Source organism: Ruminococcus sp. 1001136sp1_2201st1_G3_2201SCRN_220225 (genome assembly GCF_040924365.1).
Lineage (GTDB): Bacteria > Bacillota > Clostridia > Lachnospirales > Lachnospiraceae > Blautia_A > Blautia_A faecis.
In genome coordinates, this window is sequence record NZ_JBCOME010000016.1 from 33,898 (window position 1) to 55,005 (window position 21,108).

The window sequence follows — 21,108 nt, forward strand, 5'->3', positions numbered from 1 at the left end:
TATTATATTTGATTGTGTTTTTCATTGGATTATTTATGATTTTTATTGTATAATATCGTAAAAACAATAATTTTCTATTTTTCGGGGCACTTCTCAGAGCATGTTCGAAAAAGGTTTTCTGCAAAATATACCGCAAAGTGGAGCGAGCAGATTGCGGGAATGATTTTCAAACAGGCTCCAGGTCTCGATTTGAGGATAAACAAGACATGAAAGAAACCAACGTATATACAAAAATTATTACCGATGAAAATTTAATGGAGACCATTCCCCACGGAAGCCAGGACTATCCCTTTCGCTACTATTATGAGCATTTAGCCCAGTTTGATTTTAACTGCATAGACTGGCACTGGCATACGGAGCTGGAATTTGTGTATGTTCAATCCGGAACCGTAACTGTCTGGATTGGGGAAAAGCAACTGGAGCTGCCATCTGACAGCGGCATTTTTATTAATTCCAAATTCCTTCACCGTTTTTCCTCTCCTGTGGATGCTGTCATCCCAAACTTTCTCTGCATGCCCTCTTTCCTTGCAGCTACAGACAGCTATATTTACCAGAATTATGTGAAGCCTATCATTTCATCGAATATTCCTTTTTGGATTTTTCGCAGGGAGATTTCCTGGCAGGCCAGAGTTCTTGATCTTATGAAGCAGATTATTTCTGCGCAGACTTCCGGTTCTTCCTGCCATCTTCTGACCTCTGCCCTTATGCAGCAGCTCTGGCTGGAAATATACAAGCATACAGACCTTTCCACTATACCGGAAATCACTGGACAATTCTCTGTAAACCGCGCAAGACTCCAGCTGATGATGCAGTTTATTCACGAAAATTACAGAAGAAATCTTTCCCTGGATGAGATTGCTGCACAGTCTATGATCAGCAAAAGCTCTGCCTTAAATCTTTTTCGGAGCTATCTTCACATCACGCCGGTTAACTATCTAATAAACTATCGGCTGAAACAGGCTGCCCTCCTACTCTCCCATACAGAGAAAAAAGTCAGCACCATTTCAGCCGAAACCGGTTTTCACAATGTAGATTATTTTTGCAGAGCCTTCAAAAAACACTACCAGGTGACACCTGGAGAATATCGGAAAGAAAAGTGGGATAAATAGCTGTTATTTGTTAATTTTACATTCCGCATTCAATGCATTTACAACAGCTTCATACATCGGTTTCGCCTGCGGTGCAGCTCCAATCAGCTCTGCCAGTGTCATTCCATACACAAACTGGATCATCGAACCATCCAGCATTCCCGGTTCCATTTGATTGAACATTTCTACTGCAAGGGGTTCTGCCACAGTCTCACCAAGGGTGCTGTCCATACTGAAGCGCTCTGGCCTGTCTGCCTTTGCATTTAAAGTACTTTTGGAACTGCCTACGTTGAAAAAGCTGAAGGTTGCCATAGAAATATCATTCCTATAATGATTCATTTCTTTCACATCACCACGTAGCAATGCGCGTACAAATTCATTATATGGTACATTTTCGTCTGAAAACCAGTCTCTTATCATATTTTCAAACATCATTCGGACTTCCCGATTTGTAACACTTAAATATTTCCCTTTTGGATCAGGGAAATTATATCGTCACATAAAGATAATTGAACACCAGCTTTCTCTGATACTCATAATACTTCGCCTTTTTCTTGATCATCTCCATTACCGCACGGTCAACCTCATCTCCGCGGAGGTCGAAGGGATTGTAAGAATTGACATTATCCCGAATCCGAAGTATACATTCGCCATTGTTGTCCATTACTTTTACAGATACATAATATTTCTTATCTGTTTCGCCGATGCCAAATTTCATAATGTTCAGAAGCAGTTCTTCCACGATCAGATGAATAAAAAACGACTGCTTAAAATCCAAGTTCCATTCATCACACAACCCTTCCAGATTCTGGGACATTTTTTCCATGCTGCCTTCCTCGATGGGATAATATTCCTCAAAAACCCGGTTGGTAAAACTGTATTTTTCTTTTATGTAATCTTTTATTTTTCCAAATATCTGTATTGCCAAAACCAGCAGCAGGCAAATTCCCTCACTTATCACATACACAAGCGCAAGCCCTACAATACCCTTTTTCTCAATCAGCAAAAATCCGGCCACCAGCATGAGAATGAAGTTGCGTAAAACAGATAACCCGGAAGCATACCTTGTCTTTCCTATTGTTTGCCAGAAAGATGTAGTTACCACATTCACTCCTGCCAGAGCCACACTTAATGCGTAAATACGAAACGCCACTGTTGCTGTTTCCAATGCCTGGCCATCATTCAGACCAAAGAAAACCAGAATATTCTTTGCGCCGGCAGCAAAAAACAATGCCATAAGCATTCCTGCAGCTGCAACGATCCGCAGTCCATCGTGGTACACTGCCAGCATTCCTTTCCAGTCCTTCTCACCGCCTAAAATAGAGATAACCGTTGAGGCTGCAGCTCCGGCTCCGTCAAACATGGCTCCCGGAATAGTGCTCATGGTATAAATAACGCCAAATACAGCCACAGAAAAAGTGCCATTTTCAAAATTTTCCTTTAACAGCATGGTATTAAACACCAGCATAACCACTGCCTGAAAAATAAATGCAGAGCCTACGCCAAATCCATTTTCCACATATTCTTTGATCTGATTCCAGGTGGGAATGTGAAAATGAAAGCTTAAAAGCGCCTGCTTGTTCCAAAAATGAGTAAGCAGAATCAGAGTTCCTACTGTTTCCGCAATACATAAAGACGCCGAAGCCCCAACAAGTCCCCAGTTCAGCACTTTCATAAACAGCAGATCCAGGCTTAAATTTGTGACAATAACGCCAGCTGAAGAAATGGCAGCCAGCTTTGGTGCGCCGTCTGTACGCACTGCTATGGAAAGAATATTATACACTACATAAATCGGGGCAAAAGCAAATACCACAGTCAGATACTGCAGGGCCTGTGGCAAAAGCTCCGGTGTGGCACCAAGCAGACTGCATAATGCGCTGCGAAATACGAGAGATACTGCTGCGAAAAGCACACCTGTTATCAGGCCTGCACTTAATACGGAGCCGAAAACCCGATTTGCACCTTTCAGATCTGCTTCACCAAGTTTTTTCCCAATTAAGACGCCTGCACCGCCGCCTAGGGTGATTCCCATAAGTAAATAAAGCAGAAATACCGGTGTAGCAATGTTCGCCACAGCCAATCCGGTACTGCCTATAAAATTTCCTACCAAGGTTGCGTCCACAAGGGTGGATACGGTAACCCCAAGAGAAGAGCATACTCCCCAGAATAAAAAGGTTCTGTATGCACTTTTGGCATAGTTTGTTTCCATATAATTTTCCTCCTGCCCCATCATTTTCCAATAATAAAATTATATCGTTTCTTTCCCCTTAAAACAATTCTATTTTTATTTCTATTGCGTCATAATTTCCAATTACGAAACAAAACGGGCAAGTTCTCTTCAAATTACAAAAAAAACGAGCCATCCTCCACAAACGCAGATTCCTGCGTTCATGTTTCAGACGGCCCGTGTAATTTTAATTTTCAGATTTCAGCTGCTTTTCGCAGATCCGAATTTCAGATTTCAGCTATTTCCAGCAAATTCGAAATTCAGATTTCAGCTAATTCCAACAGTTCCGAAATTTAGATTTCGGCTAATTTCAGCAGATCCGGAATCTTGGACTCCCAGCCAAGTGCCATGATATGAACACCCTGGCAGTATGGCTTACACTCTTTGATAATACGTGCAGCGATCTCAACACCGGTAATTCCAGCTTTTGTCTTTTCTTTGTCAGCCTTCAGCTCCTCGATCATCTCATCCGGAACATGAATGCCGGCAACGTTATTATTCATGAATTTCGCCATTCCAGCGGATTTCGGAATAATAATTCCAACCTGTACAGGTTTTCCGAACTGTTTTGCTTTTTCCATAAATTTGATAAATTTCTCCGGCTCAAATACAGCCTGTGTCTGGAAATAGTCAGCGCCTGCTGCAACCTTTCTCTCCATCTTCGCAAGCTGTGCATCAACAGAATCACTGCATGGAGACACGACAGCACCCTTGGAGAATTTCGGAGGCTCTCCAACAAGCTGGTTTCCGCCAAGATCCACACCGGACTCCAGAAGCTTCACTGTGTGAAGAAGGGATACGGAATCAAGGTCGAAGACCGGTTTTGCCTGAGGATGATCGCCCATCTTAGTATGATCACCGGTAAGGCAGAGAATATTGTCAATACCGAACATAGCTGCGCTGAGAAGATCAGACTCCAGAGCGATACGGTTTCTGTCACGGCATGCAAGCTGGAAAATGGGATTCATGCCTGCATCTTTAAGAACCTTACACATTGCAAGAGATCCAAGACGCATAACAGAAGACTGGTTATCTGTTACGTTAACTGCATGAACACCTGTAAGGTATGTTTTGGCTTCTTCTACCAGCTCATCTACATGGATTCCTTTCGGTGGTCCTACTTCTGCTGAAACTGCAAATTCACCACGATCGAATAATTCTTTCATTTTCATATTATATTTGCTCCAATCATTAAAAATTTAGGATTAACCTTTTATTTCACTTCATCATCTGTAGCAAAATTGTGGATCTGTGTCGGGCATTTCAGCACATCAAGGCGTCCAATCTCTTTCAGGCGTCTGTAAATACGTTCCCATCCACACTCCATTTCGCTGTCCACTTCGCATTTTCCATTCTTGGAACCGCCGCACTGGCCATTCACAAGGCTCTTGGAACATGCTGTGATCGGGCAGATTCCACCTGTCAGATTCAGATAACACTCACCGCACTGATCGCATTTATATTCTAATGGTGTCACTCCCTGGAAACCAGGTACCGGATATGTATCACAGGCAGCACAGACCATCTTATCTTCCAGATATTCAGAAATTGTCTGCACGCCAACACCACAGGAAAATACAAGAACCAGATCTGCTTCCTGAATTTTGCTCATATGTTTCTGAAGACGCAGCTCCATGTTCTCCGGATTACAAATATAATCAGTAGTCATAATTCCTGTCACATTTCCTTCAGCGGAAAGCTCCTTCTGAAGTTCAACAGCTTCTTTTTCCGGAAAATGAACCTCTTTACATCCATGACAGTTAATAATGAAAACTTTTTTTCCGGCTGTCAGTGATGTGATTGCTTCTTTTGCTTTTAACTGGGTAATCAACATATCACTTCATCCCCCTTACTGCATTTTTTCCGGCTTTAATACTGTCGATGATCGGAATCTTGGAAGAACAGATATACTGACAGCATCTGCACTCAACACAATCCATAACATTCATGTCCTTCATGCCCTGCCAGTTCTCGTCTTTGGCATATTTTACAAAGTACAGCGGAGACAGTTCCATCGGACAGACATCTACACAGCGTCCGCATTTGATACATGGCTGCTCTTTGGTCTCATCTGTATCAATTGCAATGATACCGTTGGAGCCTTTCATCATAGGTACATCCAGTGTATTCAGAGGGAATCCCATCATAGGTCCGCCCATCTTAACCAGAACATCCTCATCTGTAAATCCACCACAGTAGTCGATCAGCTCTCTTACGCTTGTACCAATTTTGATGATAAAGTTTCCAGGATTCTTGATCTTCTCACCTGTAACAGTTGCAACACGCTCAATCAGAGGCATTCCTGTCTGGATTGCGTCTGAAATTGCCTTTACTGTACTGATATTATCTACTACAACACCAACATCTGCCGGAAGACCGCCGCTTGGAACAATTCTGCCCATAACACGCTTGATCAGAGTTTTCTCAGCGCCCTGTGGGTATTTGGTTCTGGCAACAAATACTTCCATATCTCCGATATTGGCAACTTTTTCCTGCATTAATTCAATGGCATCCTGCTTGTTATCTTCAATAACAATGATACCCTTCTGGGCACCGGTTGTCTTAAGAACTGCTCGCAGACCAAAAATAATATCATCTGCATACTCAAGAAGTACTCTGTGATCTGCTGTCAAAAGCGGTTCACATTCGCATCCATTGAGAAGGATGGTATCAACTGGTTTCGCCGGTTTCAGCTTGACACAGGTCGGGAAACCTGCACCACCCATACCAACGATTCCTGCTTCACGAATGATATCAATGATTTCATCCTGAGTAAGCTTGTCAAGGTCTCCATGTGGCTGTACGGATTCGTGCAGAGTATTTTTTCCATCCGATTCAATAACAACAGCCATCACTTCACTGCCTCTTGTGCCGTGCATACGAGGTTCAACAGCAACTACCGTTCCGCTTACGCTGGAATGTACAGGAGCGCTGATAAATCCAGCAGCTTCGCCGATCTTCTGACCGACTTTTACAGTGTCACCAACCTGAACGATTGGATTCGCCGGAGCACCCAGATGCTGAGACATGGAAATTACAACCGTCTTCGGATCCGGGAACTTCTTAAGAGCAATGTGCTCACTGAATTCCTTGCGCTCTGACGGATGAACACCACCATAATAACCATCTAGTCTGTTTTCTCTGATTGATTTCACATAATCATTGATCACCTTGAAATTAACCTTGGAGAAATCACGAACCTGTACGGGCTGATTAAGGAATTCTTCCAGACGTCCCTGTTTCGCCAGTCTCTGGTAAATTTTCTCCCATGCACAGTCCTTATTGGGATCTACTTCGCACTTTCCATTCTTTGCTCCTCCACACTGACCATTCACAAGACTCTTGGAACAGTCAACGATGGGACAGACACCACCGGTAATATTCAGATAACACTGTGCACATGCATCACAGCTCTTCTTGGTAAGTGCCATGCCATGATGACCTCTGTAGTTAAGGGTATTGCTTGCAGCAACAACCGGCTTACCTGCCAGATCTGCAACAGTCTGAATACCAAGGCCACAGGAAATTACTACCACATTCTCTGTTCCTTCCGGAAGCAGGTCCTGCAATTTTCTTTCTGTGTGCATTTTATTGCATAAGAAATCAACTTTCGCATTACCTGTGACCGTCTTTCCCTGTTCTTTGGCAAACTTCAGGAATTCATCGCAATCCGGTTCCTCAACCGTCTCAAATTCCTTAAAGCACTTATTACAGGCAATCACAAACAGGTTGTCCTTGCCGTTCAGCACTGATGCAAGCTCATCACTGCTTTTCAGCTTGTACTTAGTATAATTTTCCAATTGCTCACCTTCCTTATAATAGAAATTATATTCTTATACTATCTGTTCTTATCCGTTCCCTCCACAAAAAAACTTATAAAAGCAGATAAATAAGTTACTGTTTTTCCTTTATAATTTAACACAAACTGACTATTTTATCCAGTCTTTGTGACTATTCTGCCTTCAAATTATCTACAAAAATTCTAAAAAGCCAAAAAAGACGTTCTCTTTCTTCGCCAGAAAAGAAAACGTCTCATTCTTTATAAACTATTTATCTGTTACCGCATTCTACGCATTACCGCCACATTCCCCGCCTTTTCCGAATGGTATAATACATACTGTTCTCCATGGCCATAACCTTCTGAAGAGGCACGCTTTTGAATACGGGCATTTTCATCTTGTATTTGATCCAGAAGAAGGAGTAAATACCAAGCATCAGGAAGGTAATGCCGGTTACCAGCCAGATCATGTTCCGCTCTACAGGATCTGTAGAAATATTCAGAATCATATATACTGTTCCACAGATTCCGATAATTGGGAAAAGAGGACCACAGGGAACCTTGAAGGAACGAGGTGCCTTTGGAAGTCTTTTTCGCAAAATCAGTACATCAATATGAGCCAGTATGTAAGAGATCATCCAGAAAACAGAGCCAACCAGGATCAGGAAGGAAATGGCATCTGATGAGCCATCACTGAGGGCTGCGAATACGAAAATAAATGCACTTACAAATACAACTCCGAAATACGGAACCCCATGTTTATTTGTTTTTGCAAAAACACGAGGCATCATGTTCATTTTCGCCATTCCCTGACAGATTCCTGCCAGACCGTTTACTGTAGAATTCTGGGTACTTACAACTGCGAGTGCCGAGACAAACGTCATCCACACTTTTCCCGCATTACCAAGAAGATTTCCACCATAAAGCAGGTGTGGTGCAGCGGAATTTTCCAGTTCCGCCCAGGGTGTATAGTTATGGAAACCAAGAACCATCACAGACTGCACCAGACAGATCAGGGCAAGTCCGATCATCATTCCAAGAGGGACATTTCTTCTGGCATTTTTCACATTCTTAGATACCGGTATTACATATTCCGCTCCGATAAACAGCCAGAATGCCACTGCTATGGTGGACACAACACCTTTAAAATCCGTAGCCATACTGTAAGGCTGATGCACCACTTCCCCAGTACCAAGTCCCAGCATACCGATCACTCCAAGGATCAGCATGGAACCGACCAGAAGAAATGCTACCAGATCCTGGATCTTGGCAAACATATCCACACCGTACAGGTTGGCTATCATAACCACTACTGTCATAATGAAGGTGTACATCAGGCTTGGAATCGGCAGATGAATGGTAGATGCCATAGCATAAGCAAAAATAGAAGCCTCAACACCTGATGACATGATATTGCAGATCAAGTATCCGCCTACCATAGAAATCAGTGTCGGAAAAGGTCCCATACAGGCCAGGGTATACTGAGCCAGACCTCCTGTGGTATTTGGCATCAGAGCATTCAGCTCAGAGAGCGATGCCACCGTGGTCATATTTAAAAGACAGGCAATCACCATCGCCCCGATAAATACCACACCAATACTTCCGGCTCCCTGTCCCAGAGAAACCAGACAACTGGTCGCAATAACAAGTCCCACTGAGATGGAAACCACACTTCGCAGTCCCAAAGTTCTGTCCTTTTCTTCCATCCTGAATCACTCTCCTTCATTACTGATCAAATATCGCGCTGCACCGGTCTGAGGGGAATAACGCTGGCGCTTTGTCTGAATAGCTTGCAGAAAGCCTTTTTCAAACACGCTCTATAGTGCATCGATTCCCTCATCGCCAGTTCTCACACGGATCACGTTTGTAATATCATAAACAAAAATCTTTCCGTCACCAATATGTCCTGTATAAAGCTCCTGTTTGATCAGCTCCACGATCTCCGGCACCCTGGACTTCTCTACAACCACCGCAATCTGCTGCTTCGGAAGCAGCTCCATCTCATAGTTTTCATCCACTTCATATTCCTTAGTGCCTTTCTCAATACCGCATCCCAGCACCTGTGTCACTGTCATTCCGCGAACGCCAGCCTTGCTCAAAGCAGATTTCAATCCGTTAAATTTTGACATTCCTGTGATAATCTCAATTCTTGATAATTCCATAACAATCATCCTCCAGCCAGATTAATATCTTTATCCTCTATTCCCGTTATCTTTCATCCTAAAATTGGAATTTTAAACTCTCTATTCTATTTTCCCCGCTGCTAAGTTCTTACTTCTGTCCTTCGCCGCCAGATACTTTTTATATTTCTCCGGTGTGGTCCCTGCAAAAGCCCGGAAATCCTTCAGCATATGAGACTGGTCATAATACCCGCAGTTCAGAGCCGTCTCCTCACTTCCCGCCTGCTCTGGCGACTTGGTAATTTCTCCCAGAAAAGCCTGAAAACGGATAAACCGCTCAAACTCTTTGGGCGAGATCCCATGGATTTCCTTAAACACTCTGCGGATGTAACACTCAGAATATCCTGTCTCACGGCTTAGCATCTGAATGGAAATATTTCCATCTGTAGCGTAAATCCTCTGCCGCATATATTCTTCCAGAACATGTGCAGAATCCTTTGAATGATTTCCCTGATTGCTAGAAAGATACTGCATCAGGATCTGCGCCCTCTGCTTCACATCCGCCGCCTCCGCCAGGCACTCCGTAAGTCCGCTTCCATACTCATTCCGGTCGATCTCCATGTCTGCATTTACCACTTCTTTTATGGAAAGAGATTTTGGCAAAATACATTTTCCTGGCAAAAATCTTGCCCCAAAATAATATCTACCATCATCAAACTCCCAGTTCTTTGCCTTCAGCACCGTTCCACCAACCAGAACTTTTACATCTTTTTCTCCAATTCCAAAAACAAGATCTGTGCTCCCATCTGGAACTGCCCGAAAATTCCCTGAGTTTCCATTTTTTACATTAAATTCATAAAAACTGGAAATTCCCATTCTTCTGTTCAATAATTCCTGATAATCTTCCGCATCCAGTGTCAGATAAGGCTGCACCGGGGTTACGATTTTCTTGTCTTCCATAGGCTCAGCTCCTGAAATTCACCGCTATGGAGCCTTTCCTCACGCCATCTCCGGTTTGTCCCACAGCGGTAATTTTATTCCGATGCCAAGCTTCACTGCATTGCGATAAACGGTTCCCCCCCAGGCAATGTCCTCAACTGGCATGCCTCCTACAGAATATACAATAATCTCGTCATCACTTGTTCTTCCCGGATGTCTCTTCTCAATAATGTCTGTAATGTCGATAATATCCTCTGCCTCAATTTTTCCATCATGCTTCAGGTCTGTGAACTTGGTTCCGATGATCTGAACCTGCGGATAGGTAGGATAAGGATACTCTTCCTCCCAGGCCTCATAAAGCTTGGAGTTATCTACCACCAGCTTACAGCCTGCAAGAAAATCATCGTCAAATCTTGCAGCTGACGGCATACTGATCAGCGCGCCCTTTTTGATCCAGTCTCCGTTAATATAAGGGAAGGAAGAAACATCATCGCGGACAGTTGTGGTAAAGCTGATGATATCACTGTCCTTTACTGCTTCCTCCACAGAATCACAGATCTCAATATTTTTGATCTGAGGTAGCTCCTCCCTGATAAACCTGGTAAAAGCATCCAGAGACCGCTGGCTTCTTCCCTTTATTTTTACCGTATCCAGGTTCGGGCAGACACTGACGAAAGCTGCCAGAGATGTTTTTCCCATAACACCAGGTCCGATAATGGACACTACCCTGGAGTCTTTACGCGCCAGATATTTCGCGCCAACTCCAGGAATTCCACCGGTACGGTAAGCGCTTACCAGATTTGCTGACATCAGCGCCAGTGGAGCACCAGTATCCTTATCGTTCAGCATCATCATAAGAATAGATCTGGGCAATCCCACTTTCTTGTTCTCTACATTGGAACCATACCATTTCATTCCAGCCATCTGATAACTGCCGCCCAGGTACGCCGGCATTGCCATAAATCTTCTGTCATCTGCATTCTTCGGCATTCCTGGAAACTGTGGATCATCCGGGAACATGATCATGCAGCCATGGGAATTATGATTAGCACCTCCCATTACATAGTCGCCTTTATATAATGTAATCAAAAGATCCTCCATCACATCCACGCAGGATTTCATATCCTTCACACCTGCTTTGATCATATCCGGTTCACTTAAATATAAAAAATCAATTTTAGCATCCATATCCATGTCTCCCTTCTGAGTCTGTAGCTGTCAAATATATACTCATCCAGGAGCCGCTTTATTTCGCTTGGCTTCGCTAGGATGGAGTATAGCACATCTTTTTATTTTTGTACACTAGCATTTTAACGTGTGAAATTTTTAGCTTATTTTAAATTGCGGCATGAAACCTATCATACCTGAACGCTGACAGATCCAACGTTGTCTCCTCTTCCAGTGCCGTCTCCGCCAGCAATTTTCCCACAATCGGTGAAATTCCAAATCCATGTCCGGTAAATGCACAGGCCACGATCAGCCCCGGTACCTCGTCCACATTTCCCAGAACCGGTACACCGTCAATGCAAACATCCTCATAACCAGCCCAGGTCCTTACAATCTTTGCATTTGCCAGCTTCGGGATATACTTCATAATTCCACGGCAGATACAAGGAGCTGTAATCCCCGAAGTCATATTATGTCCATTGTCCTTATTCACTGTTTCAAATCCGGAAGCTCCGCCGAATACAAAAGAGCCATGGTCTGTCTGGTGTCCGTAGAAATCTGCATCCGCAGTACCAAGCATCTGACCGAACATTTTCGGCTCTGCCTCTGTAACCAGCGCCTCGATCAGATCATTTGACATTGGAACATCAATTCCCACAGTACCAAGAAGCTTCCTGCTGGCATAACCAGCCGCCACAATTACCTTATCGCCCTCGTAAACGTTTTTCTGCGTAACAACCTTTCTCAGCTTTCCCTTCACCTTCTGAAGCTCCACAACTTCTTCCCCGGTGAAAAACTGAACGCCCAGTCTCCTTGCTGCCCTGTAATAGCCCAGAGTGGTCAGAAGAGGGTTTGCATGTCCGTCTGTAGCGCACCAGCTGGCTCCAATTACCTCATCACTTAAGAAAGGATTGATTTCCCGAACCTCTTTTCCATCGATCATTTTTACATCCAGCCCACAGGCAGTTGCCCGGTCTGTAAGCCCCTGGAGGATTTCCATATGACGAGCTGTTTTTCCAAGCCGCAGGTTGCCCTCTTTGTGATATTCCACATTGATTCCCAGCTCCTCGGAAAGAACCGGCCACATATTTTTCACTGCATACATGGCAAGTGGCAGCTCCCTTGGATCTCGGCCTGACTGACGGACACCGCCTCCATTTCTGGCAGAACCACCATTTCCAATACTCTCATCACGGTCAAGGACGATTACGGAAGTCCCCTTTTTGGCCAGATAATAGGCTGCGGCACATCCAATTACGCCGCTTCCCACAATGATCACATCTGCTGTCTTACTCATCGTCCTCACCTTCCTTTGCGTAAATTTTCATCTCTAAGGGTCTCATAGGAGCTCTTGAGGTTGCCGGTTCCAGAAGTGCCGGGGAAACTCCAAGCTCTGCCGCCACGATCCTTTTTACCAGTTTGGCACAGGTCTGTCCCTGGCAAAGCCCCATTCCACAGCGTAGATATCTTCGGATTTCCGTGATGGTGAACATTCCATCATGAACTGCCCGTCTGATTTCTCCTTTTGTTACTTCCTCACATCTGCATATAATTCTGTCATCGTCAGGCTCCGGGACGTATTCTCCCAGCTGAACGGTTCTATCATAAATACTTTCCATCATACAATCCCTCCGCCTTATTTTGCTCTGTAAAATCTGGCCTTCATTGCCATATCTGCTGGAACCTTTATAGTAAGAAGATTGGTATGGTCAAAGGCTTTCACACTCTTTACCGATACCACCTCAGCCTCACAAACCGGCTGGCCGTTTCTTCCAAGTCCCAGTCCCTTTTCCCCTTTTTCCGGCAAAGGAAGAAATTCATAAGGAATGGTGACTGTGGCAAAACCAGGCTCAAAGGTTTCATCTACCAGGAAGATGGCCTGTCCTGAACAGGAGGCTACGCACATTCCGCAGCCAACACATGTGGCGTTTTCCTCCACAGCCGGAAGGGAGGTAATATGTGCCCCAATCTTAATGCAGTGCTTTGGACATGCATCCTGACAGGGGTTGCAGGGAATGTTCTGTGTGCACTCCATCACCGGATGAACACCAGCTCTGTGGGTAACACCTGGGAAACGCTCGATCTCCTCATCTGCCACATAGCCTTTTGTGAGAAGATTCATGGAAACATCGATTCCCTCTTCTGTCTTTTCAATCAGCCTGCCTCTGTTCTTAGGGGCAAACATGCCCTGGCGAAGTCCGTCAAGGGCTGCCTCATTTACCTTTGCCCCTTCTTCCAGTTCTGCCTCCTCTATGTAGCCAAGATATCTGGAAGCTGCAATTCCAGCAATTCTTCCCTCAATCATGGCGGAGCTTGCTTCCTCGATTCCGGATACATCGCCCGCTACGAAAATTCCTTTAATGGAGGTCTCCCCATACTCATCTACGATTGGCACCTGGCCACCGCGCTTCGGATTGTCTTCCATCTCACAGCCGGCCATTTTTAACAGCTGTGACATTGGGGAAAGACCAACTGCCAGACAAATGGTATCCACGTCGAAATGCTTTTCTGTTCCTGGAATAAACTGAAAATGATTGTCAACTTCCGCAATCGTTACACCTGTCACATGATCTTTTCCTTCTGCTTTCACAATGGTATGGGAAAGGTAAAATGGAACTCCCGTTCTGGCAACCTTTGCAGCATGTACGCCATAACCTCCGATTCTCGGTGCCGCGTCAACCAGTGCAACCACATCACAGCCACACTGTTTCAGCTGGAAGCTGACAACCAGACCAACATTTCCGCTTCCCAGCATCAGGATCCGGCTGCCAGGCTTTACACCGTGAAGGTTCATCATTGTCTGTGCTGCGCCTGCTCCGATCACACCCGGAAGAGTCCAGCCGTCGAAGGTAACCATATTTTCTGCAGCTCCTGTGGCAATAATAATGGCATCTCCTTTATAATGGAAAATTTCTTCTCCCTTTTTTACCACGATTTCTTTATCCTGATACATTCCAATGACTGTGGAATTCAGTTCTACATCAACACCTGCCTTGGCAGCCTCTGTAAGAAGCTCTTCTCCGATGACGAAGCCTCTGATCTTTGCCTTATGCTCTTTGGAACCGAAGAATTTATGGATCTGCTTAAACAGCTGTCCGCCAGGCTTTTCATTCTCATCAAATACAACTACCTTCAATCCTCTTTTTGCTGCCTCAATTGCTGCTGACAGACCAGACGGGCCTGCGCCAACTACGATCAAATCATATCTTTTCATCTTGTCTGTCCTCCTGTTTTCTGTTCCTCAAACGGTTCTGCCGATACACCATATTGTGTCTGAACCTTCATTCCTGCTTTCAGCGGGGTTACACAGGTTCTCACATTTGGAACTCCGTCCACAACCATAACACAGTCCGTGCAGCGTCCGATCGCACAAAAGATTCCTCGAGGCGTATGCTCCTTCTTCGTGTAACGGTGGATCAAAATTCCCGCCGCTTTTAATGCCGCTGCGATTGGTTCCCCTTCATACCCCTGAATCTTCTGACCATCATATGTGAAATTTACTAATCTTCCCTTCTGCGGTACTCCTAAAATCGGATGCTCTGTAATACGTGTACCCATGGTATTTCCCCCTTTTTGATAGACGGACAAATCTGCTGTCCGGGACTTTCATCGCCAAAAAGGCGCCTGCAAAATAAATTGCAGACGCCTTTGTCTTTTACGTTGTTGATTCTTTTTCTTAAGTTGTTCGTATTATAGTTTATGTAAATGGATATGTATTGTAAAAAACGATACCAGAGCATGTTTGAAATATTTCCAACACTATTTTTACAAAATCATCTACAGATATGTTATAATGGGAGTATCTGTTGAATATCGTTAAAAGAAATATTATGCTTCCATTCAGCATAGAACATTAAAGCATTAATGAAAAGATACTTACGAGGTGTAAAGCTTATGAAATACAGAGATGAGTTCCACATTGCATCCACTGCGATTCTGCTCAGTGTGGCCATGGTGGGAATTTCCGTAGTCGTTCCCAAAGAAAACAGAGTACCAACTGCCAAGACCACATTAACAGAGGCTCCTGAAACAGCTGCAGAAGCGGAAGCTGCACAGCAGGAAGAATTTCCAATTTACAGTCAGGACAGTAATTATGACGAGACTTACGATTACAGCCAGGGAGATAGTTCCTACGATAACAGCTATGATTCTTCTGGCGGTGATTCTTCAGGAAGCGACCAGATCACTTATCCTACTGAGGATTCTGGAGATAGCTCAGGAAGTGACACTTCCGATATTCCGGATTATACAGAAGATACCTCCGATGATTCCGGACAAGATAACGATGAGAACTGGGATTATATTGATAATGGAGATGGTTCTGGTTCCGATAACGGAGGAAACTATACGGAGGATACCTCCGATCAGGATATTGAATACTATGAATAAAAAGAATCCTGCCCGGCAGGGCTTGGAAATTCCAACAGAATTTCCTGCTACATAATAAAATCCCCGGATTTCCGGGGATTTTATTATTATCTGATCTTATTCAAAAATCCAAATGGTTCCTTATCTTCCAGAAAATGCATCAGCATATATGCCGTCATGATCGCTACATTCTCTTCCTTCAGAATCCGCTTCACTTCCTCGCGGTCCGCCAGAATCACTTCAATCTCTTCCGTATCTTCCTGTGCCTTGGAACTGATTTCGCCGCTGGCATATCCATATACAGTCGCACAAGACTCGTCTGTCATTCCTACAGTAGTGAAATAAGGCTTCTGGTAAGCTTCTGCTACCGGAATGGGATCAAGCTTCAGTCCGGTTTCCTCGTACATTTCACGAATTGCGCCTTCATGGTAATTCTCATCCGGCTCTACCAGACCAGCTGGAAATTCATAAATATAATCGCCTAATGTATAACGATATTGGCGAATCAACACCACTTTGTCATGTTTTTCGCCATAAATGCTATAAATGATCACACCGTCCGGATTGTTCTTATGTGTCACCATTTTCAAGCTGTCTACATCTTTTGCACGGGAAGACACAAAATAGTTTACCGGGGTATTGTGCACACTGGTGGCTTTTACATTATAAAGGTTTACATAACGATTATCTGTCTGTTTGGTAATGCTGTTGATTTTTCCCATAGGAACCTCTTTTCGTCAGTTCTTGCTGTTCTGGTCAGAGGTCTATCTAGATCTCACCAAGGAACAGAGAATCAGTCACCGCGAAGAATCACACGAATTCTTTTATAAATAAAGAACACGATCACTGAGGTTAATGTGTATTTGAATAAATTGAATGGTACAAGGATCATAATTGCAAAAGTAAGAAGGTTGGTTACACCGCTGTGTACTGCTGCACCCATTTCAATAAATGCCTGTACCGGCATTCCAAATGCCTTGCCGTATGCAGGAAGAAGTACAAATGCGTTTACAAAGCATGCAAGCACTGTGGTAAGAATTACACCAGCTGCCATACCTGCCACTGCATGTGTTCTTGTCTTCTTATGCTGATAACGATAGATCAGTCCGGCTGGAACTACATAAGAACAGCCAAAGAGGAAGTTTGCCACATCACCAACGCCTGCTGTCATAGTTCCCTTAGTTACCAGATGTACCAGAATCTTCACCAGTTCGATCAGTATACCTGCTACAGGTCCCATTGCAAAAGAACCGATCAGTGCTGGAATCTCAGAGAAATCCAACTGATAAAAGGACGGTGCCAGAAATGGCAGCGGTACCTCAAAATTCATCAACACACCTGCCACAGCGCCTAACATTGCTACCTGGGCAATGGTTCTGGTGCGGCTTCGCTCCATTACATTTCCATTTTTGATTACTTGTTCGCTCATACTCATTGCTCCTTAAATTATAATATTTAAAGAAAATTTCTGCAAGTATGGGATTAAAATGTTACCAGTAAACAGTAACGGTTACTGTTCACCAGTAACGTTAAAATCACCACATAAAAAGCCCCGAAATCTCTTCCGGGGCAATGAGCACGTACAAAAAAATCAACCGATCTAAATATTCTGCGCGTTCTTCTCTCATCCAGACTTTACTGTCGGTTTTGGAATTTCACCAAATCAGCCGCCAAAGCGGGTCGCGGACTATACCGCCGGTAGGGAATTTCGATTTCCAAGGATTTCGATCACCCTGCCCCGAAGAAATTTTCTTTTCATGGTGGATTATACAATAGAAATAGGATAATTTCAATAGGAAATCTATTTGTACATTTATTTCATATTTTCTATTATATATCTATTATCATTTGTCTTTATTTGCCTCCACAACATGCACATCCATCTGCGGATACGGAATAGAAATTCCGTTGGCATCAAAAGATTCTTTGATTTTCTCATTCAGCCGCCATTTGATCTTCCAGTATTTATCGGTGGGAACCCAGACGCGAAGCCCCATGACTACGGCGCTGTCAGCAAGTTCGTCTACAAAGACCAGCATGTCTTTGTCCGATTTGGTTCCGGGATCTTCCTGTAAAATGTGCTGCAAAAGCTTTTTTGCTTTCTTAATATCAGAATCATAGGAAATTCCCACTTTGATTTCCAGGTTACGCAAATTCTGCGCAGTTACATTGATAATGGTGCTGTTGGATAATTTTCCATTTGGAATGATTACATGCTTATTGTCAATGGTGATCAGGGTCGTATAGAACATCTCAACCTTATATACGGTTCCCTCCGTCCCACCAGCCTGATCCTGTATAATATAATCTCCTACCTGAAATGGCTTAAACAAAAGTAGCATAACGCCGCCAGACAGATTCTCCAGACCGCCCTGCAAAGCAAGACCAATGGTAACGCCGGCAGTTCCCAGAAGAGCTGCTACTGAAGATTCCTTCACACCGAAATTAGTAGCTATATTAAAAATCAGAATCAGATACAGCAAAAATTTTCCAAAAGAACAGATGAACTGGGCAACCCCCATGTCTATGCCGGCCTTTTCCATGGAACGCTTCGCAACTTTCAGCAGCCACTTGATCAGCTTTGTTCCCACATAAAAAGCTACAATAGAAAGAACCACTTTCATTCCGAAGCTGATCAAATCCGGAATATGACCGTTAAAGTAAGCCTTGATCTGATCCCAGTTGGAGCTTACTTTATCCACTGTTTCCTGGACAGTCTCCTGAACTGCATTCTCTATAACCTGTCCTTCCAAATTCCCATCTCCTTTTTTCAGTCCTTTCCCGTAAACAATTCTGTTTCTTGCTATCCAAAAACAATTTCGTCCTGTTTTCCACCGGAAATTCATTTTGGAAACAAATTATCCACCGTCTACTGCAAGACTCTCCACAGTATCAACTGCGCTGCCAGAATTAACGGCACACCCAGACGGAATTTCCATTTTCTGATTTTATGATGAAAAAATTGCATTCCAAGAAGAGCTCCAGCGGAACCGCCAATGGCAGCCACCGCAAGAAGCTGGGCTTCCGGGATGCGCCACTGTTTCCGGATGGCTTTCTGTTTATCGATGCCATACATCCCGAATGCTGCAATATTAACGAAAACCAGATATACAACAAGAATATTTTCTAACATTTTAATCCAACTCTCTAATTTCCCTGCCAAACACGCTATAAAGCGTGTTTGAAAAAGGCTTTCTACAAGGCAATGGCAAGAGAAATAATGTTTTCCCTCTTCTCTTTATTTATTTAATCCCTTCATAGAAAGGCTGATCCGGTTCTTCTTCTCATCCACACCGAGAACACGAACCTCCACAACATCTCCAACGCTTACAGCTTCCAACGGATGTTTGATAAATTTTTCACTCATCTGGGAAATATGAACAAGTCCGTCCTGATGAACTCCGATATCAACAAAAGCTCCGAAATCGATTACGTTGCGGACAGTTCCTTTCAGGATCATACCCTCTTTCAGATCCTTGATATCCAGTACATCTGTGCGGAGAATCGGCTTCGGCATCTCATCACGCGGATCTCGTGCCGGTTTCTCCAGCTCTTTTACAATATCCCGAAGAGTGATCTCTCCAATTTCCAGTTCATCAGCAGTCTTCTTGTAATCCCCGATCTGTCTGGAAAGTCCGGCAAGCTTGCCTCCTGCAATATCCTCAGCGGAATATCCCAGTTTCTCAAGAAGCCTGGAAGCCGCCTCATAGCTCTCCGGGTGAACGCTTGTCGCGTCAAGAGGATTGGAGCCGCCTGTAATACGCATGAAACCAGCGCACTGCTCGAATGCTTTCGGTCCAAGCTTCGCAACCTTCAGAAGATCTTTTCGGCTTGTGAAACGGCCATTCTCCTCACGGTAAATTACAATGTTCTTTGCAATAGCCTTGGAAACACCGGAAATATACTCAAGAAGGGAAGCAGAAGCAGTATTTAAATCCACACCTACTTTATTTACAGAATCCTCAACCACACCTGTCAGAGCCTCGCCAAGCTTCTTCTGGTTCATATCATGCTGATACTGCCCTACACCAATGGATTTCGGATCGATCTTAACCAGCTCAGCCAGAGGATCCTGCACACGTCTTGCAATGGAGGTAGCACTTCTCTGTCCTACATCAAAATTTGGGAATTCGTCTGTAGCAAGCTTGCTTGCAGAGTAAACAGAAGCACCTGCCTCATTTGTAATCACATACTGAACCTTCGCTTCCGGAATCTCCTTCAGCATATCAACAATAACCTGCTCAGACTCTCTGGAAGCAGTACCATTTCCAACAGAAATCAGGGAAATGCCATACTTCTTGATCATAGCTTCTACTGTATCCTTCGCAGCGCGAATCTTCTTCTCGTTAGTAGGAGCAGTTGGATAAACAACTGTGGTATCCAGAACTTTTCCAGTAGGATCTACAACGGCCAGCTTACAGCCTGTACGGAAGGCCGGATCCCATCCAAGGACAGTCTGTCCGGCGATTGGAGGCTGCATGAGAAGCTGCTCCAGATTTTTGCCAAATACTTTGATGGCTCCGTCCTCTGCCTTCTCAGTCAAGTCACTTCTGATCTCGCGCTCGATTGCAGGAGCGATCAGACGCTTGTAACTGTCCTCTGTCACTTCTTTCAGAATCGGTGTAGTAAATGGATTGTCTCGGGTGATCACCTGCTTCTCAAGGTAACGAAGAATATCTTCTTCTGGTGCAGCTACCTTGATAGTGAGGAATTTCTCTTTCTCACCACGGTTCAGCGCCAGCACACGATGTCCAGCCAGCTTCTTCACCGGCTCCTCAAACTCATAATACATCTCGTATACAGACTGTGCCTCCGGATCTTTTGCCGTAGAACTGATGGTTCCTTTTTTTGCAGTAAGATCACGGATGTGGATTCGATAATCTGCCTCATCGGAAATATGCTCTGCAATAATGTCCTTTGCACCAGCAATGGCATCTGCCACAGAAGCAACCTCTTTTTCCTCGGAAACAAAGGCTTCTGCTTCTTCCTCGATGGACTTGCCTGTCATCTGAAGCATAATAATATTTGCCAGCGGCTCCAGACCTTTTTCCTTGGCAATTGCTGCCCTGGTACGTCTCTTCGGACGGTACGGACGATAAAGATCCTCTACCACTACCAGTGTCTGTGCTGCCAGGATCTGTGCTTTCAGCTCTTCTGTCAGTTTTCCCTGGTCCTCAATGCTGGAAAGAACCTGATTCTTCTTGTCTTCCAGATTTCGAAGATAAGTCAGTCTCTCGTTCAGGTTACGAAGCTGCTCATCATTTAAGGTTCCAGTAGCTTCTTTTCTATATCGTGAAATAAAAGGGATGGTGTTTCCCTCATCGATCAATTTAACAGCAGCTTCTACCTGCCATTTCTGCACCCCAAGTTCCTGGGTGATTACCTGTAAAATATCCATTTTTTCAATCTCCTCTTGTTGCT

The 21,108-nt window shown here is 44.1% G+C and carries 21 protein-coding genes and 1 riboswitch; of the genes, 3 read left to right on the plus strand and 18 right to left on the minus strand.

The window, feature by feature from the left end:
- Positions 1 to 45: 45 nt before the first annotated feature.
- Positions 46 to 210, plus strand: coding sequence for a DUF6783 domain-containing protein (locus AB5642_RS07305; RefSeq protein WP_368366794.1), 165 nt, complete (start codon positions 46 to 48; stop codon positions 208 to 210).
- Positions 207 to 1,109: an AraC family transcriptional regulator gene (locus AB5642_RS07310; protein WP_313719367.1), complete on the plus strand. Its 903-nt coding sequence runs from the start codon at positions 207 to 209 to the stop codon at positions 1,107 to 1,109. The genes AB5642_RS07305 and AB5642_RS07310 overlap by 4 nt, the downstream gene beginning before the upstream one ends.
- A 3-nt stretch (positions 1,110 to 1,112) precedes the next feature.
- Here AB5642_RS07310 and AB5642_RS07315 read toward each other — a convergent pair whose 3' ends face one another.
- From AB5642_RS07315 to AB5642_RS07375, 13 genes are all read right to left on the minus strand, one after another.
- Positions 1,113 to 1,523, minus strand: a complete 411-nt coding sequence (locus AB5642_RS07315) for a hypothetical protein (RefSeq protein ID WP_368371517.1) — start codon at positions 1,521 to 1,523, stop codon at positions 1,113 to 1,115.
- A 52-nt stretch (positions 1,524 to 1,575) separates the two neighbouring features.
- A complete protein-coding gene (locus AB5642_RS07320; RefSeq protein ID WP_368371518.1) occupies positions 1,576 to 3,297 on the minus strand; it encodes an MATE family efflux transporter in 1,722 nt (573 codons plus the stop codon).
- Between the two features lie 311 nt (positions 3,298 to 3,608).
- Positions 3,609 to 4,487: a methylenetetrahydrofolate reductase gene (locus AB5642_RS07325; RefSeq protein WP_118071790.1), complete on the minus strand. Its 879-nt coding sequence runs from the start codon at positions 4,485 to 4,487 to the stop codon at positions 3,609 to 3,611.
- A 41-nt stretch (positions 4,488 to 4,528) separates the two neighbouring features.
- Positions 4,529 to 5,149: a methylenetetrahydrofolate reductase C-terminal domain-containing protein gene (locus AB5642_RS07330; protein ID WP_118580418.1), complete on the minus strand. Its 621-nt coding sequence runs from the start codon at positions 5,147 to 5,149 to the stop codon at positions 4,529 to 4,531.
- Between the two features lies 1 nt (position 5,150).
- On the minus strand, positions 5,151 to 7,115 hold the full coding sequence (gene rsxC / locus AB5642_RS07335) for an electron transport complex subunit RsxC (RefSeq protein WP_195379620.1): 1,965 nt from the start codon (positions 7,113 to 7,115) through the stop codon (positions 5,151 to 5,153).
- Between the two features lie 274 nt (positions 7,116 to 7,389).
- Positions 7,390 to 8,799, minus strand: a complete 1,410-nt coding sequence (locus AB5642_RS07340) for an APC family permease (RefSeq protein WP_195379619.1) — start codon at positions 8,797 to 8,799, stop codon at positions 7,390 to 7,392.
- Positions 8,800 to 8,910: 111 nt separating this feature from the next.
- On the minus strand, positions 8,911 to 9,255 hold the full coding sequence (locus AB5642_RS07345) for a P-II family nitrogen regulator (protein ID WP_195379618.1): 345 nt from the start codon (positions 9,253 to 9,255) through the stop codon (positions 8,911 to 8,913).
- 81 nt (positions 9,256 to 9,336) lie between these two features.
- A complete protein-coding gene (locus AB5642_RS07350) occupies positions 9,337 to 10,173 on the minus strand; it encodes an AraC family transcriptional regulator (RefSeq protein ID WP_195379617.1) in 837 nt (278 codons plus the stop codon).
- A gap of 39 nt (positions 10,174 to 10,212) precedes the next feature.
- Entirely contained in the window at positions 10,213 to 11,340 is a 1,128-nt protein-coding gene (locus AB5642_RS07355; protein ID WP_215660374.1) for a tyramine oxidase subunit B, read from the minus strand.
- 148 nt (positions 11,341 to 11,488) lie between these two features.
- The gene (locus tag AB5642_RS07360; protein WP_195379615.1) at positions 11,489 to 12,616 is read right to left on the minus strand and encodes an FAD-binding oxidoreductase; all 1,128 of its coding nucleotides are present in this window, start codon (positions 12,614 to 12,616) and stop codon (positions 11,489 to 11,491) included.
- On the minus strand, positions 12,609 to 12,938 hold the full coding sequence (locus AB5642_RS07365) for a (2Fe-2S)-binding protein (protein WP_118580504.1): 330 nt from the start codon (positions 12,936 to 12,938) through the stop codon (positions 12,609 to 12,611). The genes AB5642_RS07360 and AB5642_RS07365 overlap by 8 nt, the downstream gene beginning before the upstream one ends.
- A 17-nt stretch (positions 12,939 to 12,955) precedes the next feature.
- The gene (locus AB5642_RS07370) at positions 12,956 to 14,533 is read right to left on the minus strand and encodes an FAD-dependent oxidoreductase (protein ID WP_195379614.1); all 1,578 of its coding nucleotides are present in this window, start codon (positions 14,531 to 14,533) and stop codon (positions 12,956 to 12,958) included.
- Entirely contained in the window at positions 14,530 to 14,877 is a 348-nt protein-coding gene (locus AB5642_RS07375; RefSeq protein ID WP_118580398.1) for a (2Fe-2S)-binding protein, read from the minus strand. Before AB5642_RS07375 ends, AB5642_RS07370 begins: the two co-directional genes overlap by 4 nt.
- A 336-nt stretch (positions 14,878 to 15,213) precedes the next feature.
- Here AB5642_RS07375 and AB5642_RS07380 point away from each other — a divergent pair, with 336 nt between their 5' ends.
- Positions 15,214 to 15,708 carry a hypothetical protein gene (locus AB5642_RS07380; protein ID WP_173771540.1) on the plus strand — a complete coding sequence of 165 codons (495 nt, stop codon included), beginning with the start codon at positions 15,214 to 15,216 and terminating at the stop codon, positions 15,706 to 15,708.
- 86 nt (positions 15,709 to 15,794) lie between these two features.
- Here the strand turns inward: AB5642_RS07380 and AB5642_RS07385 are convergent, their stop codons facing one another.
- From AB5642_RS07385 to AB5642_RS07405, 5 genes are all read right to left on the minus strand, one after another.
- Entirely contained in the window at positions 15,795 to 16,409 is a 615-nt protein-coding gene (locus AB5642_RS07385; protein WP_118580392.1) for an NUDIX hydrolase, read from the minus strand.
- A 71-nt stretch (positions 16,410 to 16,480) separates the two neighbouring features.
- On the minus strand, positions 16,481 to 17,116 hold the full coding sequence (locus AB5642_RS07390; RefSeq protein ID WP_118580386.1) for an ECF transporter S component: 636 nt from the start codon (positions 17,114 to 17,116) through the stop codon (positions 16,481 to 16,483).
- A 183-nt stretch (positions 17,117 to 17,299) separates the two neighbouring features.
- A riboswitch (FMN riboswitch) is annotated at positions 17,300 to 17,437 on the minus strand.
- Between the two features lie 94 nt (positions 17,438 to 17,531).
- Entirely contained in the window at positions 17,532 to 18,440 is a 909-nt protein-coding gene (locus AB5642_RS07395) for a mechanosensitive ion channel family protein (RefSeq protein WP_227198926.1), read from the minus strand.
- A 116-nt stretch (positions 18,441 to 18,556) separates the two neighbouring features.
- Entirely contained in the window at positions 18,557 to 18,820 is a 264-nt protein-coding gene (locus tag AB5642_RS07400; protein ID WP_173770296.1) for a DUF1294 domain-containing protein, read from the minus strand.
- Between the two features lie 105 nt (positions 18,821 to 18,925).
- Positions 18,926 to 21,085, minus strand: coding sequence for a Tex family protein (locus AB5642_RS07405; protein WP_368371519.1), 2,160 nt, complete (start codon positions 21,083 to 21,085; stop codon positions 18,926 to 18,928).
- Positions 21,086 to 21,108: the final 23 nt, after the last annotated feature.

What these genes read in the sequence shown, in the direction of transcription:
- AB5642_RS07310 (WP_313719367.1), top strand. Translation starts at nt 207, where the DNA reads ATGAAAGAAACCAACGTATATACAAAAATTATTACCGATGAAAATTTA.
- AB5642_RS07315 (WP_368371517.1), bottom strand. Translation starts at nt 1,523, where the DNA reads ATGATGTTTGAAAATATGATAAGAGACTGGTTTTCAGACGAAAATGTA.
- AB5642_RS07320 (WP_368371518.1), bottom strand. Translation starts at nt 3,297, where the DNA reads ATGGAAACAAACTATGCCAAAAGTGCATACAGAACCTTTTTATTCTGG.
- AB5642_RS07325 (WP_118071790.1), bottom strand. Translation starts at nt 4,487, where the DNA reads ATGAAAATGAAAGAATTATTCGATCGTGGTGAATTTGCAGTTTCAGCA.
- AB5642_RS07330 (WP_118580418.1), bottom strand. Translation starts at nt 5,149, where the DNA reads ATGTTGATTACCCAGTTAAAAGCAAAAGAAGCAATCACATCACTGACA.
- AB5642_RS07340 (WP_195379619.1), bottom strand. Translation starts at nt 8,799, where the DNA reads ATGGAAGAAAAGGACAGAACTTTGGGACTGCGAAGTGTGGTTTCCATC.
- AB5642_RS07345 (WP_195379618.1), bottom strand. Translation starts at nt 9,255, where the DNA reads ATGGAATTATCAAGAATTGAGATTATCACAGGAATGTCAAAATTTAAC.
- AB5642_RS07350 (WP_195379617.1), bottom strand. Translation starts at nt 10,173, where the DNA reads ATGGAAGACAAGAAAATCGTAACCCCGGTGCAGCCTTATCTGACACTG.
- AB5642_RS07355 (WP_215660374.1), bottom strand. Translation starts at nt 11,340, where the DNA reads ATGGATGCTAAAATTGATTTTTTATATTTAAGTGAACCGGATATGATC.
- AB5642_RS07360 (WP_195379615.1), bottom strand. Translation starts at nt 12,616, where the DNA reads ATGAGTAAGACAGCAGATGTGATCATTGTGGGAAGCGGCGTAATTGGA.
- AB5642_RS07365 (WP_118580504.1), bottom strand. Translation starts at nt 12,938, where the DNA reads ATGGAAAGTATTTATGATAGAACCGTTCAGCTGGGAGAATACGTCCCG.
- AB5642_RS07370 (WP_195379614.1), bottom strand. Translation starts at nt 14,533, where the DNA reads ATGAAAAGATATGATTTGATCGTAGTTGGCGCAGGCCCGTCTGGTCTG.
- AB5642_RS07375 (WP_118580398.1), bottom strand. Translation starts at nt 14,877, where the DNA reads ATGGGTACACGTATTACAGAGCATCCGATTTTAGGAGTACCGCAGAAG.
- AB5642_RS07380 (WP_173771540.1), top strand. Translation starts at nt 15,214, where the DNA reads ATGAAATACAGAGATGAGTTCCACATTGCATCCACTGCGATTCTGCTC.
- AB5642_RS07385 (WP_118580392.1), bottom strand. Translation starts at nt 16,409, where the DNA reads ATGGGAAAAATCAACAGCATTACCAAACAGACAGATAATCGTTATGTA.
- AB5642_RS07390 (WP_118580386.1), bottom strand. Translation starts at nt 17,116, where the DNA reads ATGAGCGAACAAGTAATCAAAAATGGAAATGTAATGGAGCGAAGCCGC.
- AB5642_RS07400 (WP_173770296.1), bottom strand. Translation starts at nt 18,820, where the DNA reads ATGTTAGAAAATATTCTTGTTGTATATCTGGTTTTCGTTAATATTGCA.
- AB5642_RS07405 (WP_368371519.1), bottom strand. Translation starts at nt 21,085, where the DNA reads ATGGATATTTTACAGGTAATCACCCAGGAACTTGGGGTGCAGAAATGG.